The 16878-nt window shown below is 53.8% G+C and carries 15 protein-coding genes; 10 read left to right on the top strand and 5 right to left on the bottom strand.

The window, feature by feature from the left end; genetic code table 11:
- Positions 1–97: 97 nt before the first annotated feature.
- Genes nudF through parE form a run of 5 tightly spaced genes read left to right on the top strand, consistent with a single transcriptional unit; the run spans position 98 to position 4503 of the window.
- Positions 98–730, top strand: coding sequence for an ADP-ribose diphosphatase (nudF, locus tag OGX86_RS21050; protein WP_048225550.1), 633 nt, complete (start codon positions 98–100; stop codon positions 728–730).
- A complete protein-coding gene (locus OGX86_RS21045) occupies positions 727–1149 on the top strand; it encodes a DUF1249 family protein (RefSeq protein WP_003024582.1) in 423 nt (140 codons plus the stop codon). Before nudF ends, OGX86_RS21045 begins: the two co-directional genes overlap by 4 nt.
- A 24-nt stretch (positions 1150–1173) precedes the next feature.
- The gene (cpdA, locus tag OGX86_RS21040; RefSeq protein WP_286640621.1) at positions 1174–2001 is read left to right on the top strand and encodes a 3',5'-cyclic-AMP phosphodiesterase; all 828 of its coding nucleotides are present in this window, start codon (positions 1174–1176) and stop codon (positions 1999–2001) included.
- Positions 2001–2582 carry an esterase YqiA gene (gene yqiA / locus OGX86_RS21035; protein WP_003024575.1) on the top strand — a complete coding sequence of 194 codons (582 nt, stop codon included), beginning with the start codon at positions 2001–2003 and terminating at the stop codon, positions 2580–2582. The genes cpdA and yqiA overlap by 1 nt, the downstream gene beginning before the upstream one ends.
- Positions 2583–2610: 28 nt before the next feature.
- Positions 2611–4503, top strand: coding sequence for a DNA topoisomerase IV subunit B (parE, locus tag OGX86_RS21030; RefSeq protein ID WP_003024571.1), 1893 nt, complete (start codon positions 2611–2613; stop codon positions 4501–4503).
- Positions 4504–4609: 106 nt separating this feature from the next.
- On the opposite strand, the gene OGX86_RS21025 is transcribed toward parE, so the two are convergent.
- From OGX86_RS21025 to qseB, 4 genes are all read right to left on the bottom strand, one after another.
- Entirely contained in the window at positions 4610–4924 is a 315-nt protein-coding gene (locus tag OGX86_RS21025) for a putative quinol monooxygenase (RefSeq protein ID WP_003024557.1), read from the bottom strand.
- A gap of 30 nt (positions 4925–4954) precedes the next feature.
- The gene (locus OGX86_RS21020; protein WP_003828397.1) at positions 4955–5536 is read right to left on the bottom strand and encodes an NAD(P)H-dependent oxidoreductase; all 582 of its coding nucleotides are present in this window, start codon (positions 5534–5536) and stop codon (positions 4955–4957) included.
- A 109-nt stretch (positions 5537–5645) separates the two neighbouring features.
- The gene (qseC, locus tag OGX86_RS21015; RefSeq protein ID WP_048225549.1) at positions 5646–6995 is read right to left on the bottom strand and encodes a quorum sensing histidine kinase QseC; all 1350 of its coding nucleotides are present in this window, start codon (positions 6993–6995) and stop codon (positions 5646–5648) included.
- Positions 6992–7651, bottom strand: a complete 660-nt coding sequence (qseB, locus tag OGX86_RS21010) for a quorum sensing response regulator transcription factor QseB (protein ID WP_048225546.1) — start codon at positions 7649–7651, stop codon at positions 6992–6994. Before qseB ends, qseC begins: the two co-directional genes overlap by 4 nt.
- A 148-nt stretch (positions 7652–7799) precedes the next feature.
- Here qseB and OGX86_RS21005 point away from each other — a divergent pair, with 148 nt between their 5' ends.
- The 4 genes from OGX86_RS21005 (at position 7800) to ftsP (ending at position 12992) form a co-directional block, all read left to right on the top strand.
- Entirely contained in the window at positions 7800–8198 is a 399-nt protein-coding gene (locus tag OGX86_RS21005) for a YgiW/YdeI family stress tolerance OB fold protein (RefSeq protein ID WP_003024544.1), read from the top strand.
- Between the two features lie 118 nt (positions 8199–8316).
- Complete coding sequence (gene parC / locus OGX86_RS21000; protein WP_286640619.1) at positions 8317–10575, top strand: DNA topoisomerase IV subunit A; 2259 nt, start codon at positions 8317–8319, stop codon at positions 10573–10575.
- A 195-nt stretch (positions 10576–10770) separates the two neighbouring features.
- The gene (gene plsC, locus OGX86_RS20995; RefSeq protein WP_003024540.1) at positions 10771–11508 is read left to right on the top strand and encodes a 1-acylglycerol-3-phosphate O-acyltransferase; all 738 of its coding nucleotides are present in this window, start codon (positions 10771–10773) and stop codon (positions 11506–11508) included.
- Between the two features lie 71 nt (positions 11509–11579).
- Positions 11580–12992, top strand: a complete 1413-nt coding sequence (gene ftsP, locus OGX86_RS20990) for a cell division protein FtsP (protein ID WP_008785819.1) — start codon at positions 11580–11582, stop codon at positions 12990–12992.
- 16 nt (positions 12993–13008) lie between these two features.
- Here ftsP and OGX86_RS20985 read toward each other — a convergent pair whose 3' ends face one another.
- A complete protein-coding gene (locus OGX86_RS20985) occupies positions 13009–14484 on the bottom strand; it encodes a TrkH family potassium uptake protein (RefSeq protein ID WP_020996330.1) in 1476 nt (491 codons plus the stop codon).
- A gap of 199 nt (positions 14485–14683) precedes the next feature.
- Here OGX86_RS20985 and OGX86_RS20980 point away from each other — a divergent pair, with 199 nt between their 5' ends.
- Positions 14684–16855 (top strand): YgiQ family radical SAM protein, encoded by a 2172-nt coding sequence (locus tag OGX86_RS20980; RefSeq protein WP_003024532.1) that lies wholly within the window; start codon positions 14684–14686, stop codon positions 16853–16855.
- The last annotated feature ends 23 nt before the right edge of the window (positions 16856–16878 follow it).

The following is a 16878-nucleotide window of genomic DNA, read 5'->3' as shown; positions in this document are numbered from 1 at the left end:
GCGTTAATTTGCATCAATTTAACACAAGGGCGTTCAAACATCAGTCAAACGACCTTGAAATTCACATTTTAATCACCATTGGTTTCAGGACAGCACAATGCGTAAACCAGACAACTTGCCAATGACTTTCACTAAAAATGATGTAGAAATTATTGCACGAGAAACGCTATACCGCGGTTTTTTTTCACTGGATCTTTATCGGTTTCGCCACCGCCTGTTCAACGGGGGGATGAGCGGTGAAGTAACGCGCGAAATTTTTGAGCGCGGACATGCGGCAGTCTTGCTACCCTTTGACCCTGAGCGAGATGAAGTTGTGCTGGTCGAGCAGATCCGTATCGCGGCATTTGATACCAGCGAAAGCCCGTGGTTACTGGAAATGGTGGCCGGGATGATCGAAGAGGGCGAAACCGTTGAAGATGTAGCCCGTCGTGAAGCAATGGAAGAGGCCGGGCTGGAAGTTAAACGGACGAAGCCCGTTCTGAGCTATCTGGCAAGCCCGGGTGGCACCAGTGAGCGCCTGTCTATTTTAGTCGGCGAAGTGGACGCCACGACCGCGAGCGGGATCCATGGTCTGGCTGATGAAAACGAAGATATTCGTGTTCATGTGGTAAGCCGGGAACAGGCTTACCAATGGGTAGAAGAGGGGAAAATCGACAACGCAGCGTCTGTCATCGCCTTGCAATGGTTACAGCTGCACTATCAAGAGTTAAAAACTGAGTGGAAAAAATGAAGCGTTACACACCTGACTTCCCTGAAATGATGCGTCTGTGCGAAACCAACTATTCGCAATTGCGCCGCCTGCTGCCACGTAATGATGCAGCCGGTGAAACAGTGAGCTATCAGGTAGCAAACGCACAATATCGGTTAACGATCGTGGAATCGACCCGATACACTACGCTTGTTGCGATCGAACAAACGGCACCGGCCGTCACATACTGGAGCCTGCCTTCATTGACCGTGCGCCTGTATCATGACGCAAGGGTGGCTGAAGTGTGTTCAAGTCAGCAGATCTTTCGCTTCAAAGCGCGGTATGATTATCCAAATAAAAAGTTGCATCAACGCGACGAAAAGCATCAAATTAATCAGTTTCTGGCCGACTGGTTACGGTACTGTTTAGCACATGGAGCGATGGCGATTCCGGTTTATTAGCGTCGTGAAACCTAAGGACACCATTTGGAAAGCCTGTTAACCCTTCCTTTGGCTGGTGAGGCCAGAGTCAGGATCTTACAAATTACAGATACTCACCTGTTTGCCGAAAAGCATGAAACGCTGCTGGGTGTGAACACCTGGGACAGCTATCAATCCGTACTGGATGCAATACATGCAGAGTCGCCTGAGTACGATCTGATCGTCGCGACAGGTGATTTGGCGCAGGATCAATCCGCTGCGGCTTATCAGCATTTTGCTGAGGGCATCGCAAGTTTTCGTGCGCCCTGCGTTTGGCTACCGGGTAATCACGATTTTCAGCCGGCAATGTACAGCGCGCTGCAGGATGCGGGCATTTCCCCGGCCAAACGCGTTTTCATTGGCGAACAGTGGCAAATATTGTTGCTGGACAGCCAGGTGTTCGGCGTTCCCCACGGTGAGTTAAGTGAATTCCAGCTCGAATGGCTGGAGCGTAAACTTGCTGATGCGCCAGAGCGTAATACCTTGCTGCTTCTGCATCATCATCCTCTGCCTGCGGGCTGCAGCTGGCTCGATCAGCACAGTCTGCGTAATGCCGCTGAGCTGGATAACGTGCTGGTGAATTATCCTCGCGCCAGGTATCTATTGTGCGGGCATATTCATCAGGAACTGGAGCTGGACTGGAACGGTCGCCGTCTGCTGGCGACGCCGTCGACCTGCGTGCAGTTTAAACCGCACTGTTCCAACTTCACATTGGATACCATCAGCCCAGGCTGGCGGACGCTGGAGCTTTTTGCCGACGGGACGTTGCAGACTCAGGTACGTCGTCTGCAGGGTAATCGGTTCCACCCTGATACCGCTTCAGAAGGCTACTGATGTCTACGCTTCTCTATCTTCACGGATTTAATAGCTCTCCTCGTTCGGCGAAGGCGTGTTTACTGAAAAACTGGCTTGCGGAACACCACCCGCACGTTGAGATGATCGTGCCGCAGCTACCTCCGTATCCTGCGCAAGCCGCAGAGATGCTGGAATCGATCATTCTTGAACACGGCGGAGAGTCGCTGGGGATTGTCGGTTCCTCTTTAGGCGGCTATTACGCCACCTGGCTGTCGCAATGTTTTATGCTGCCGGCAGTGGTGGTGAACCCTGCCGTACGGCCTTATGAACTGCTGGTCGACTATCTCGGTCAAAACGAGAACCCCTACACGGGGCAGCAATATGTGCTAGAGTCACGCCATATTTACGATCTTAAAGTCATGCAGATTGACCCGCTGGAAGCGCCGGATTTGATCTGGCTGCTCCAACAAACGGGCGATGAAGTGTTGGACTACCGCCAGGCGGTGGCGTATTACGCCTCCTGCCGTCAGACAGTTATTGAGGGCGGAAACCACGCATTCACGGGCTTCGAAGATTATTTCAACCCGATTGTCGATTTCCTTGGACTGCACAGTTTCTGACGATCAATTCGAATTGCTTATTTAAACCATGACGCAAACTTATAACGCTGATGCCATTGAGGTACTCACTGGGCTTGAGCCGGTACGCCGTCGCCCTGGGATGTACACCGATACGACCCGTCCGAACCATCTTGGGCAGGAAGTGATTGATAACAGTGTGGATGAAGCACTGGCGGGCCACGCAAAACGCGTGGACGTGATCTTACATGCCGACCAGTCTCTGGAAGTCATTGATGACGGACGCGGCATGCCGGTAGATATTCACCCTGAAGAAGGCGTTCCGGCGGTTGAGCTGATCCTCTGTCGTCTGCACGCGGGCGGCAAGTTCTCTAACAAGAACTACCAGTTCTCCGGTGGTCTGCACGGTGTGGGTATCTCCGTTGTTAACGCCCTGTCCAAACGTGTGGAAGTGAACGTGCGCCGCGACGGGCAGGTATACAACATCGCGTTTGAGAATGGCGATAAAGTGCAGGATTTACAGGTTGTCGGTACCTGCGGCAAACGCAATACCGGGACCAGCGTGCACTTCTGGCCGGATGAAAGCTTCTTTGACAGCCCGCGTTTTTCTGTTTCGCGCTTAACGCACGTACTGAAAGCAAAAGCGGTACTGTGCCCAGGCGTTGAGATCACTTTTAAGGATGAGGTCAACAACAGCGAACAGCGCTGGTGCTACCAGGACGGTCTGAATGACTATCTGAGCGAAGCGGTGAATGGCCTACCGACGCTGCCGGAAAAACCGTTTATCGGTAATTTCAGCGGTGAGACGGAGACGGTGGACTGGGCGCTGCTCTGGCTGCCGGAAGGCGGCGAGCTGCTGACCGAAAGCTATGTGAACCTGATCCCAACCATGCAGGGCGGTACGCACGTTAACGGTCTGCGTCAGGGACTGCTGGATGCGATGCGCGAGTTCTGCGAATACCGTAACATCCTGCCGCGTGGCGTGAAGCTGTCGGCGGAAGATATCTGGGATCGCTGTGCTTATGTGTTGTCGGTAAAAATGCAGGATCCGCAGTTTGCCGGACAAACCAAAGAGCGCCTCTCTTCGCGTCAGTGTGCGGCATTCGTCTCTGGCGTGGTGAAAGATGCATTCAGTTTGTGGTTGAACCAGAACGTGCAGTCAGCCGAACTGCTGGCTGAGATGGCGATTTCCAGCGCGCAGCGTCGTCTGCGTGCGGCGAAAAAAGTAGTGCGTAAAAAGCTGACCAGCGGTCCGGCGCTGCCGGGTAAACTGGCGGACTGTACCGCACAGGATCTTAATCGCACCGAACTGTTCCTTGTCGAAGGTGACTCCGCGGGCGGATCGGCCAAGCAGGCGCGCGATCGTGAATATCAGGCGATCATGCCGCTGAAAGGTAAGATCCTCAATACCTGGGAAGTCTCTTCCGATGAAGTGCTGGCTTCGCAGGAGGTTCACGATATTTCCGTGGCGATCGGTATCGATCCTGACAGCGACGATCTAAGCCAATTGCGCTACGGCAAGATCTGTATCCTGGCGGATGCGGACTCCGATGGCCTGCACATCGCTACGCTGCTGTGCGCGCTGTTTGTGAAGCACTTCCGCACGCTGGTGAAACACGGTCACGTCTACGTGGCGCTGCCGCCGTTATACCGTATCGACCTCGGTAAAGAGGTGTATTACGCGCTGACGGAAGAAGAGAAAGCGGGCGTACTGGAGCAGTTAAAGCGCAAGAAAGGCAAGCCGAACGTGCAGCGCTTTAAAGGTCTGGGTGAAATGAACCCGATGCAGCTTCGTGAAACTACGCTGGATCCGAACACCCGTCGCCTAGTGCAGCTCATTATCGATGATGAAGACGATCAGCGTACCAACGCAATGATGGATATGCTGCTGGCCAAGAAGCGTTCTGAAGATCGTCGTAACTGGTTGCAAGAGAAAGGCGACCTGGCGGATCTCGAAGGGTAATTGCATGTAGAAAAGCCGGAGACGGGCGTAAAATGCCTTATCCGGCTCTCATCTGACGAAGCGATTTATGCCGGATAGCTAAGCGTCACCCGGCAAATTGACAATCTTAAATGCCCGACTCCAGAATACGAATATTCATGTCCAGCACGTCACCTTTCACGGCTTCGCTGTAGGCTTTCATATGCGGGGTCTGCAAATGCGCTTCAAGATGCGCGATGCTTTCCCACTGCTCAACCATCACGATTGAATCTGGCGCTGTGGTCTGAAAACTCACACCTGCGGCATGATCCACCATCGGCGCATAGCCGTGGCAGCCTTCTTCTTTCAGTACGGTCGGAACGATTTTGGCAAACTGATCCAGTACCGCCTGGCGGTGATGTTGACCTGGACGTGTACGGATTTCTGCAATAACGGTAAGCATGGTTAACTCCTTCTAATTCCAGGTTACCAGTTAACCAAAAATTTCGGTCAGATGCTTGCGATATTCTGCGATATAACGCGGGACGTCCGGCATTTTAATCACGTCATTGGTGATAAAGGTCGGCAGCGCTTCCATTCCCAGGAACTGGTTTGCTTTATGGAACGGGAGATAGACGCCATCAACGCCAACGCCATGGAAGAACTGGTCTTTTTCAGTGAAGGCTTCCATCGGTGCGTTCCAGGTCAGGGACAGCATGTATTTTTTGCCCTGAATCAGCCCGCCGGAGCCGTATTTTTTTGAGGCATCTGAACGTGTGCGGCCGTCGCTGGCGTACAGCGTACCGTGACCTTCGGTAAACACGTCATCGATGTATTTTTTCACGGTCCACGGTGCGCCCATCCACCAGCCTGGCATCTGCCAGATAACCGCATCGGCCCAGACGAAATTCTGCACTTCTGCTTTTACGTCATAATCGCTGTCTGCGCGTACGACTTTAACATCATGCCCGAGGTCGCGCAGGATACCGTCCGCGACCTCGGTCAGGGTGTCATTCAGTTGACCATTAGAATGGCCGAATTTTTTCGCCCCGTTGATAATCAGAATGTTGCTCATTTTGTGTCCTCAAGGAAATACGTTTGAGGACGATTTTACTCCCACCAGCGGTACGGTGAAATTAGCAAAATGTGCAAAGTCTTTTGCTATATGAGCAACAATAACGCAATTACCAACTGACTTTTGCTTCAAAGCCACCTTCCGGAGCGTTGCCGAACGAGGCTGACATTCCATGCAGTGTTGCGATACGACGGACAATCGACAGACCGAGACCGCTGCCGGTCACGCTTTGTCCCGGTGGACGATAAAAGCGTTCACCGATGTGTGTAAGTACCTCTGGCGCAACGCCAGGACCGTTATCTTTGACGCTGAAGTTACGGGCGTTGAGCGTCACTTCCACAATGCTCCCCTGCGGACTGTAGCGAATGGCATTATCCAGCAGATTTCGTACCATCAGGCTCAGCAACAGCGGCTGTCCTGTACGCGTGATATTGTGCGCGTTAATCTGCAAACGTACGTCAATGTGCGCCTGCTGGGCCGGGTGGTAGATATCCATCACCGCGGATTGCAGTAGCTCCTCCAGCGAGATTTCTGCCACATCCTGAAGATTATCGAGGGAGTCGAGGCGCGAAAGCGTCAGGAGCTGATCGACCAGTCGGGTGGCGCGTTCAATTCCCGCATGCAGCTGCACCAGCGCTTTTTCCCGCGTTTGCGGGTCGTCGTCTGACAGTTGCACCACTTCGGTTTGCACCTTCAGCGCGGTCAACGGACTGCGCAGCTCGTGAGCGGCGTCAGAGGTAAAGCGCCGTTCGCGGACCATCATAGAGTGGATGCGGGTAAACAGCTGATTAAGCGATTCAACCAGCGGGCGCACTTCGCTTGGCACACCTTTCGGGTCGAGCGGTTCTTCTGACTCCGGGGCGCGCCAGCGCAGAGCTTGCGCCAGTTTTTTTAGCGGCCTGAGTTCGCGACTCAGCATGACCACCAGGATCAGCAACATCAGCGGCAGCGCAACCAGCCACGGGGTTAACTGTGCGGTAAGGATCGACAGCGCCATATCCTCCCGGTATTCCCACTCCTGGCCCACCACAATGCGATATTTTCCATCAGCGGAATTCAGCCACAGGAAGCGCCAGGAATCGTTGTCGCCCCTGAGTTGGCCGTCGCTAAACCCCTCCCGGCTGTAGCTGTAGGGAATATCCTGGCCATTGTCGCCATCGTGTAGCACCATTTTGCCGTCGGTGGAGTAGATGGCGAACGCCAGTGCGTCGTCATCAATATGGCCATGTTTCAGTTTTTTTGGCGTGCGGGCCATATTGCTTGAGGTGGTGACATCGCTGATATCCAGCGTGCTAAGCCGCTTGGCGAACAGCATCAGCTGCGTATCAAACAGCTCATCGACATTATCGGTAGTCTGCCTCCAGGCCACAAAACTGGATACGGCCCAGGTTGCTGATGCCAGAATCAGAAAAATAAGCGTTAGCCTGACTCGCAGACTGAGGCGTTGTGTGAGTTTCATGCGCCACCCAGGGTATAGCCAATGCCATGCACGGTACGGATAAAGTCGCTGCCGAGCTTACGGCGTAAGTGATGGACGTGGACCTCAACCGCATTGCTGGAGACATTTTCGTCCCAGGTATACAGTTTTTCTTCAATCAGTTTGCGGGGCAGGACGCGACCTTTGTTGCGCATTAGCAGTTCCAGCAGCGCGAACTCTTTAGGTTTGAGTGACAAAGGTTCACCCGCCGCCGTGGCGACCAGCGCGCCGGGATCGAGCGTTACCTGGCCATGGCACAATGTGTTGCTGGCCTGGCCGCTGGCACGACGTACCAGTGCCTCCAGTCTGGCGGCAACTTCGATCAGCGCAAAGGGTTTGCACAGATAGTCATCTGCGCCCAGGCGCAGGCCTTCAACGCGTTCTGCCAGTGCGTCGCGAGCGGTCAGAATCAGCACAGGCTCCTGCTTTCCGTTGGCTCGCCATTCGCGCAAAATGTCCCGTCCGTCTATGCCTGGCAGCGTCAGGTCGAGGATTACCGCATCATAAGGTGCGCTGTAGAGTGCTTCTTTCCCTTGGCGACCTTCGGTAAACCAGTCGATGCTGAAACCCATTTTACTCAGACCTGTTTTCAGGCCATCGCCAATCAACGTGTCATCTTCGATCAGTAAAATACGCATATGTTCATCTCTGCGAACTCATTTGCAGTTAGTAAACCTGTGGCTACAGCCTCTGTACAGCAAAAAAAGTATCTTTTTTTGCCTTAAGAACTTGTTAAGGATTAACTTATTTAATAGTCGTAAACCAACATGAAAGGGAGACATGACGATGAAAAAATTAGCTGCAATGGTTGCCGTAATGGCACTGTGTTCCGCACCTGTTCTGGCAGCTCAGCAGGGCGGCTTCTCTGGGCCAACGACAACCACCACGCAGAGCCAAAACGGCGGATTTGTCGGCCCGAACGGTAGCAGCACGACGGTAGAAAGCGCCAAATCACTGCGTGATGACACCTGGGTTACCCTGCGCGGGAACATCGTTGAGCGTATTTCCGACGACCTGTACGTGTTTAAAGATGCGACCGGCACGGTGAATGTGGATATCGATCACAAGCGCTGGAACGGCGTAACCGTCACACCGCAGGATGTGGTTGAAATCCAGGGTGAAGTGGATAAAGACTGGAACTCCGTTGAAATCGACGTAAAACAGATTACCAAAGTTGCTAAGTAATCCCCATCAGGGCCGCATTCGCGGCCCTTTTCTTTGTGACTCAACACGCCAGATAGGGTAGTATCTGCGGCAATATTGCCCTTCAATAGAGGGGTACAAAGTTGAGGAACCACGATTAATGAGCGATATGGCAGAGCGCCTGGCGCTGCATGAATTCACGGAAAACGCCTATCTGAACTATTCCATGTACGTCATCATGGACAGGGCGTTGCCGTTTATTGGCGATGGTTTGAAACCCGTTCAGCGTCGCATCGTATACGCGATGTCCGAACTGGGGCTGAATGCCAGCGCCAAATTTAAAAAATCCGCCCGTACCGTCGGTGACGTGCTGGGTAAATACCATCCGCACGGCGACAGCGCCTGCTATGAAGCGATGGTGCTGATGGCGCAGCCGTTCTCTTACCGTTACCCGCTGGTTGACGGGCAGGGGAACTGGGGGGCACCGGACGATCCGAAATCCTTCGCGGCGATGCGTTATACCGAATCACGCCTGTCTAAATATGCGGAAGTCCTGCTGGGCGAACTCGGTCAGGGAACGTCGGACTGGGTGCCAAACTTCGACGGCACCATGCAGGAGCCGAAGATGCTGCCTGCTCGTCTACCAAATATTCTGCTGAACGGCACGACCGGTATTGCCGTTGGTATGGCAACGGACATTCCGCCACATAACCTGCGTGAAGTGGCAAAAGCAGCGATTACCCTGATTGAGCAGCCGAAAACGACGCTGGATCAGTTGCTGGATATCGTGCAAGGGCCGGATTACCCGACCGAAGCGGAGATCATTACTTCGCGCGCGGAAATTCGTAAGATTTACGAAAACGGACGCGGCTCCGTACGTATGCGTGCGGTATGGACGAAAGAAGACGGCGCGGTGGTGATTTCCGCGCTGCCGCATCAGGTTTCCGGGGCAAAAGTGCTGGAGCAGATCGCTGCTCAAATGCGCAATAAAAAGCTGCCGATGGTAGACGACCTGCGCGACGAATCGGATCACGAAAACCCGACCCGTCTGGTGATTGTCCCGCGCTCTAATCGTGTGGATATGGAGCAGGTGATGAACCACCTGTTTGCCACTACCGATCTCGAAAAAAGCTACCGTATCAACCTGAACATGATCGGTCTTGATGGTCGTCCGGCGGTGAAAAACCTGCTGGAGATCCTCACCGAATGGCTGGCGTTCCGCCGCGATACCGTGCGTCGCCGCCTGAATTATCGTCTGGAAAAAGTGCTCAAGCGCCTGCACATCCTTGAAGGTTTGCTGGTGGCGTTCCTCAACATTGACGAAGTCATCGAAATTATTCGTCATGAAGATGAACCTAAGCCTGAGCTGATGTCGCGGTTTGGCATTTCTGAAACCCAGGCTGAAGCCATCCTTGAGCTGAAATTGCGCCACCTTGCCAAACTCGAAGAAATGAAAATCCGCGGTGAGCAGGATGAGCTGGTGAAAGAGCGCGATCAGTTGCAGGCCATTCTGGCTTCCGAACGTAAAATGAGTAACCTGCTGAAGAAAGAGCTGCAGGCCGATGCAGACGCCTATGGCGACGATCGTCGTTCTCCGTTGCAGGAGCGCGAAGAAGCGAAGGCGATGAGCGAGCACGACATGCTGCCATCTGAGCCGGTGACCATTGTGTTGTCCCAGAGTGGCTGGGTGCGTAGCGCGAAAGGCCACGACATCGATGCGCCAGGATTAAGCTATAAAGCGGGCGACAGCTTTAAGTCGGCAGTGAAGGGTAAGAGCAACCAGCCGGTGGTGTTCGTGGACTCGACCGGACGCAGCTATGCCATCGACCCGATTACGCTGCCGTCGGCGCGCGGTCAGGGTGAACCGCTGACCGGGAAGCTCACGCTGCCGCCAGGCGCGACGGTTGAGCACATGCTGATGGAAGGCGACGATCAGAAACTGCTGATGGCCTCCGATGCGGGCTACGGTTTTGTCTGTACCTTCAATGACCTGGTCGCACGTAACCGTGCGGGTAAGGCGTTGATTACGCTGCCAGAAAATGCGCGCGTGATGCAGCCGGTGGTGATTGAAGATGAAACCGACATGCTACTGGCTATTACTCAGGCTGGCCGCATGTTGATGTTCCCGGTGAGCGATTTACCGCAGTTGTCGAAAGGCAAAGGGAACAAGATCATTAATATCCCTTCAGCAGAAGCGGCGAAAGGCGAGGATGGTCTGGCGCAACTTTACGTGCTGCCGCCGCAGAGCACGCTGACCATCCACGTCGGTAAGCGCAAAATCAAACTGCGTCCTGAAGAGTTGCAGAAAGTGACCGGAGAGCGCGGCCGTCGCGGCACGCTAATGCGTGGTCTGCAGCGTATCGACAGCATTGAGATTGACTCGCCTCGACGCGCCAGTCACGGCGACAGCGAAGAATAACGCTACCGTCCGGCTCTCCCTGTTAAAGCCCAGGGAGAGCCAACGTTAAAAATTCCCGTGAAACCGTTGTTTATTCGTGCGTTGCGATTAACAATACGCTTTTCCAGAGAGCCGCCCTTAACAAAGCCCTAACCTGATACCGCGTGATGAATCAGGTGACGTAAAATGCCAGGCTCTTAGGCCTTAGAGGTTGTTATGCTATATATTTTTCGTTTAATTATTACTGTTATTTACTGCGTTCTGGTCTGTATTTTCGGTTGCATATACTGTCTTTTCAGCCCACGAAATCCAAAACACGTTGCAACGTTCGGCCATATGTTTGGCCGCCTGGCTCCACTTTATGGCCTGAAGGTCGAGTGCCGCATGCCGGCAGACGCGCAGAACTATGGTAATGCTATCTATATTTGTAACCATCAGAACAACTATGACATGGTTACCGCTGCGAATATCGTTCAGCCGCCGACGGTGACGGTAGGTAAAAAAAGCCTGTTGTGGATCCCTTTCTTCGGGCAGCTGTACTGGTTAACCGGTAACCTGTTGATTGACAGAAACAACCGCGCTAAAGCGCACAGCACCATTGCTGCCGTGGTGAATCATTTCAAAAAACGTCGCATTTCTATCTGGATGTTCCCTGAAGGGACGCGTAGCCGCGGTCGCGGTCTGCTGCCGTTTAAAACCGGCGCGTTCCATGCAGCGATTGCTGCTGGTGTCCCGGTCATTCCGGTGTGCGTTTCCACAACCTCGAACAAGATAAAACTCAATCGACTCAATAATGGTCTGGCAATTGTCGAGATGTTGCCACCGGTGGATATTAGCCACTTTGGGAAAGATCAGGTTCGTGAACTGGCAGCGCATTGCCGCACGCTGATGGAACAAAAAATCGCAGAACTCGATAAAGAAGTTGCTGAGCGGGAAGCCGCCGGTAAGGTTTAATCCGCGCAATTCGGGTTTTTTACAGGAAATGACTTCCTGCGTGTTAATAGCCAGTTTTTTATGGAGTTTATATGTCATTCAGTCGGCGTCAGTTCATTCAGGCATCGGGGATCGCACTGTGTGCAGGTGCTGTTCCGCTGAAGGCTAATGCTGCCGGTCAGCAACAACCGTTACCCGTGCCTCCGCTGCTGGAATCCCGCCGGGGGCAGCCGCTATTTATGACGCTGCAACGTGCGCACTGGTCCTTTACACAAGGCACGCGCGCACCTGTCTGGGGAATTAACGGCCGCTACCTGGGACCGACAATTCGCGTCTGGAAAGGGGATGACGTCAAGCTTATCTACAGCAACCGTCTGACTGAAAATGTCTCGATGACCGTCGCCGGGTTACAGGTACCAGGTCCGCTGATGGGCGGCCCGGCGCGCATGATGTCCCCGAATGCTGACTGGGCGCCAGTGCTGCCGATTCGCCAGAATGCCGCCACGCTGTGGTATCACGCCAATACGCCAAATCGTACTGCTCAGCAGGTCTATAACGGCCTTGCCGGGATGTGGCTGGTTGAAGATGAAGTGAGTAAATCACTGTCTATTCCCAACCACTATGGCGTGGATGATTTTCCGGTCATTATCCAGGACAAGCGGCTGGACAACTTTGGCACGCCGGAATACAGCGAGCCCGGCAGCGGTGGCTTTGTTGGTGATACGCTGCTGGTCAATGGGGCGCAAAGCCCGTATGTCGAAGTCTCCCGCGGCTGGGTGCGCTTGCGTTTGCTGAACGCTTCAAACTCGCGTCGTTACCAACTGCAAATGAGCGATGGCCGTGCGCTGCATGTGATTTCCGGCGATCAGGGTTTTTTACCTGCGCCTGTTTCGGTGAAGCAGCTCTCGCTGGCGCCGGGCGAGCGTCGTGAGATCCTGGTGGATATGACGAACGGTAATGAGGTCTCTATCACCTGTGGTGAGGCGGCCAGTATTGTCGACAGGATCCGCGGGTTCTTTGAGCCTTCCAGTATTCTCATCTCCACGCTGGTGCTGACTCTGCGTCCAACGGGCCTTCTGCCGCTGGTGACCGATAGCCTGCCAATGCGCCTGCTGCCAACGGAAATCCTCAGCGGTTCGCCGATTCGCAGCCGTGATATCAGCCTGGACGACGATCCTGGCATCAACGGTCAGCTGTGGGACGTCAATCGTATGGATATTACTGCCCAGCAGGGCTCCTGGGAGCGCTGGACGGTGCGGGCGGATATGCCCCAGTCCTTCCATATTGAAGGTGTTTCGTTCCTGATCCGTAATGTGAATGGCGCGATGCCGTTCCCGGAAGACAGAGGCTGGAAAGATACTGTCTGGGTTGATGGCCAGGTTGAATTACTGGTTTATTACGGACAGCCTTCCTGGGCCCATTTCCCGTTCTACTTTAATAGCCAGACGCTGGAAATGGCGGATCGTGGCTCAATCGGACAGATGTTGGTGAACCCGGCGCCGTAATGCGCCGGGGTATTCGTTACGCCCGCCAGAACATGCGCGAGAACAGGATCAGAATGGGGTAAATCTCCAGACGCCCCATGATCATGGCCGCGCACATCAGTAGCTTTGCTTCCTCGTTTAAGGTGCCAAATGTCGTGGCGGTGACGCCAAATCCTAGCCCCATATTGTTGATGCAGGCGGCAACGGTGGCGAAAGAGGAGAAGAGATCGTAGCCCATCAGATTGAGCGCCCAGATAAAAAAGCTGGTGAACAAAACGTAGAGAAAGAAAAAGCTCCATACCGAACGCACCACCCGGTCGCTTACCACGCTATTGCCCACTTTGATGTTAAGCAGGGCACGGGGATGCGCGAGCTGGTGTAACTCCTGACGGCACTGCTTGAACATAATCAAAAAGCGCAGCACCTTAATTCCCCCGCAGGTCGATCCCACACAACCGCCGAAGAAACTGGCGCTGAGCAGCATGAAGATCGTGTGCGAAGGCCACTGCGCGTAATCCGCCGTCGACAGGCCATTATCTGTCAGCATCGAACTGGCCAGAAAAAAAGCATGCACCAGGCTGTCCGTTAATCCGTACATGCCTGCCCGCCAAACTTGCCAGGTGGCGATCAGAGTGACAACCAGAGCGATAAGCAAAAAGAAACGCAATTCGGCATTGCGACGAAAGGGTTTGAAGGTACGTTTCACGATAGCAACGTACCAGAGGGTGAAGTTAAACGCAGACAGCAGTGAAAATATCCCGGCGACAAGCTCAATGGCATGGCTGTTATAAAAGCCGATGCTCTCGCTGCGAGTGGAAAATCCGCCGAGAGAGACCGTCGACAGCCCGTGGCATAAGGCGTCGAAAAACGACATCCCGGCAGCCCAGTAGGCCAGAGTACAAATAAGACCCAGAATGACATAGGTCATCCACAGCGTGCGTGCAGTATCAGCAAGTCTTGGCGTGAGGCGTTCTTCTTTAAAAGGGCCCGGCATTTCAGACTGATACAGCTTCATGCCACCAATACCCAGCAGCGGCAATACCGCCACGGCGAGGACGATAACACCCAGACCGCCAATAAAATTGAGCTGAGCCCGATAGTACAGATACGACTTCGGCAAGGCGCTGACGTCATCGATCACCGTTGCGCCTGTAGTGGTAATCCCAGAAACTCCTTCAAACAGGGCATCCGCAAAAGAGAGGTTTAAGCCATCGTCCATCCACATCGGCATCGCGCTGATAAACGAAAACAACAGCCAGAACAAGACGATAATGACGAAACCATCCCGGGTGCGCAGTTGAATACCCGCATGTTTGGTTGCCAACCACGCCCCGCCGCCGAGGGTGAAGAAAGTCATAAACGTGCTGAAAAAGGCGAACAAGCTCCGCTCTTTGTTTAACAAAGCGATGAGCATCGGTGGCAGCATAGAAAAGCTGTAGAGAAGAACCAGAAATCCGCACAGGTGAACAACAACCCGTAACTGGGAAATATGCAGTGAATCGTTGAGTCGCAATGAAAAATCCCCCGCCGAAAAAGAGTTATCTCAGCTGGCCGGCATGGTGTTAATTATGATTGATAAAAATGATCGTCGTAAAATTTAACAATTTATATAACTTTCTACTGGTCTGGTTCAGACTCCACTTCATTTCTTGCCGACATACAGCGTATAATCCTCGGCCTTTGATTATTTTTTTACCATTTTTGGAAGCATTATGAGCGCAATATCCCTGATCCAGCCGGACAGAGACCTTTTCTCCTGGCCGCAGTACTGGGCTGCCTGTTTTGGCCCGGCACCGTTTTTGCCGATGTCACGCGACGAAATGGACCAACTTGGCTGGGATAGCTGCGACATCATTCTGGTTACCGGCGATGCATACGTCGATCATCCCAGCTTTGGCATGGCAATTTGCGGACGTATGCTGGAAGCACAAGGCTTTCGCGTAGGGATTATCGCCCAGCCGGAGTGGAACAACAAAGACGATTTTATGCGTTTGGGTAAACCGAACCTGTTCTTTGGGGTGACCGCAGGCAACATGGACTCGATGATCAACCGCTACACCGCCGATCGCCGACTGCGCCATGACGATGCCTACACGCCTGACAACGTAGCAGGTAAACGCCCGGACCGTGCCACGCTGGTCTATACCCAGCGCTGTAAAGAAGCATGGAAAGACGTGCCGGTTATTCTCGGCGGCATTGAGGCCAGCCTGCGCCGTACCGCGCACTATGACTACTGGTCTGATACCGTTCGTCGCTCTGTTCTGGTGGATTCCAAAGCTGACATGCTAATGTTCGGCAACGGCGAACGTCCGTTGGTGGAAGTGGCGCATCGTCTGGCGATGGGTGAAACCATCGATCAGATCCGCGACGTGCGTAACACTGCGATTATGGTTAAAGAAGCGCTGCCGGGCTGGAGTGGGGTGGATTCCACGCGTCTCGACACGCCGGGCAAGATTGACCCGATCCCGCATCCGTATGGTGAAGATCTGCCGTGTGCTGACAACAAACCTGTGGCACCGAAAAAGCAGGAAGCGAAAGCGGTAACCGTACAGCCGCCGCGCCCGAAACCGTGGGAAAAAACCTACGTGCTGCTGCCGTCCTTCGAAAAAGTGAAGGGCGATAAAGTGCTGTATGCGCATGCGTCGCGTATCCTGCACCACGAAACCAATCCAGGCTGCGCGCGTGCGCTGATGCAAAAGCACGGCGATCGCTACATCTGGATCAACCCGCCAGCCATTCCGCTCTCTACCGAAGAGATGGACAGCGTCTTTGCGCTGCCGTACAAGCGCGTGCCGCATCCGGCGTATGGCGACAGCCGCATTCCGGCCTATGAGATGATCCGTTTCTCGATCAACATTATGCGTGGCTGCTTTGGCGGTTGTTCGTTCTGTTCGATCACCGAGCACGAAGGCCGCATCATCCAGAGCCGCTCTGAAGACTCGATCATCAATGAAATCGAAGCCATTCGCGACACCGTTCCAGGCTTTACCGGCGTGATTTCCGACCTCGGCGGCCCAACGGCGAACATGTATATGCTGCGCTGTAAGTCACCGCGCGCGGAGCAAACTTGCCGTCGTCTGTCATGCGTCTATCCGGATATCTGTCCGCACATGGACACCAACCACGAACCGACGATTAACCTTTATCGTCGTGCGCGTGATTTGAAAGGCATTAAAAAGATCCTCATCGCTTCGGGCGTGCGTTACGACATCGCGGTTGAAGACCCGCGTTATATCAAAGAGCTGGCGACCCACCACGTTGGCGGCTACCTGAAGATTGCGCCAGAGCATACCGAAGAAGGCCCGCTGTCGAAGATGATGAAGCCGGGGATGGGCAGCTACGATCGCTTTAAGGAATTGTTCGATACCTACTCTAAGCAAGCGGGTAAAGAGCAATACCTGATCCCGTACTTTATTTCCGCGCACCCGGGTACGCGTGACGAAGATATGGTGAATCTGGCGTTGTGGTTGAAGCAACGTCGTTTCCGTCTGGATCAGGTGCAGAACTTCTATCCATCGCCGTTGGCGAACTCCACAACCATGTATTACACCGGGAAAAACCCGCTGGGTAAAATTGGTTATAAGAGTGAAGACGTGGTGGTGCCGAAAGGTGATAAGCAGCGTCGTTTGCATAAAGCCCTGCTGCGTTACCACGATCCAGCCAACTGGCCGTTAATCCGCCAGGCGCTGGAAGATATGGGTAAAAAACATCTGATCGGCGGTCGTCGCGAATGTCTGGTCCCGGCGCCTACGCTGGAAGAGATGCGCGAAGCGCGTCGCCAAAACCGTCATACTCGCCCGGCATTGACCAAGCACACACCGGTGGCGCATCAGCGCCAGACGCCTGCCGCAAACAAAAAACGCGGGAAAGTGGCAGGGCGCTAATCTGCCTTGCCCGGTGGTGAAAC

Source organism: Citrobacter sp. Cpo040 (assembly GCF_030332915.1).
Taxonomy (GTDB): Bacteria; Pseudomonadota; Gammaproteobacteria; order Enterobacterales; family Enterobacteriaceae; genus Citrobacter; species Citrobacter portucalensis.
The sequence above is the reverse complement of the archived record's forward strand: the minus strand, read 5'-3'. Positions and strand labels throughout refer to the sequence as shown.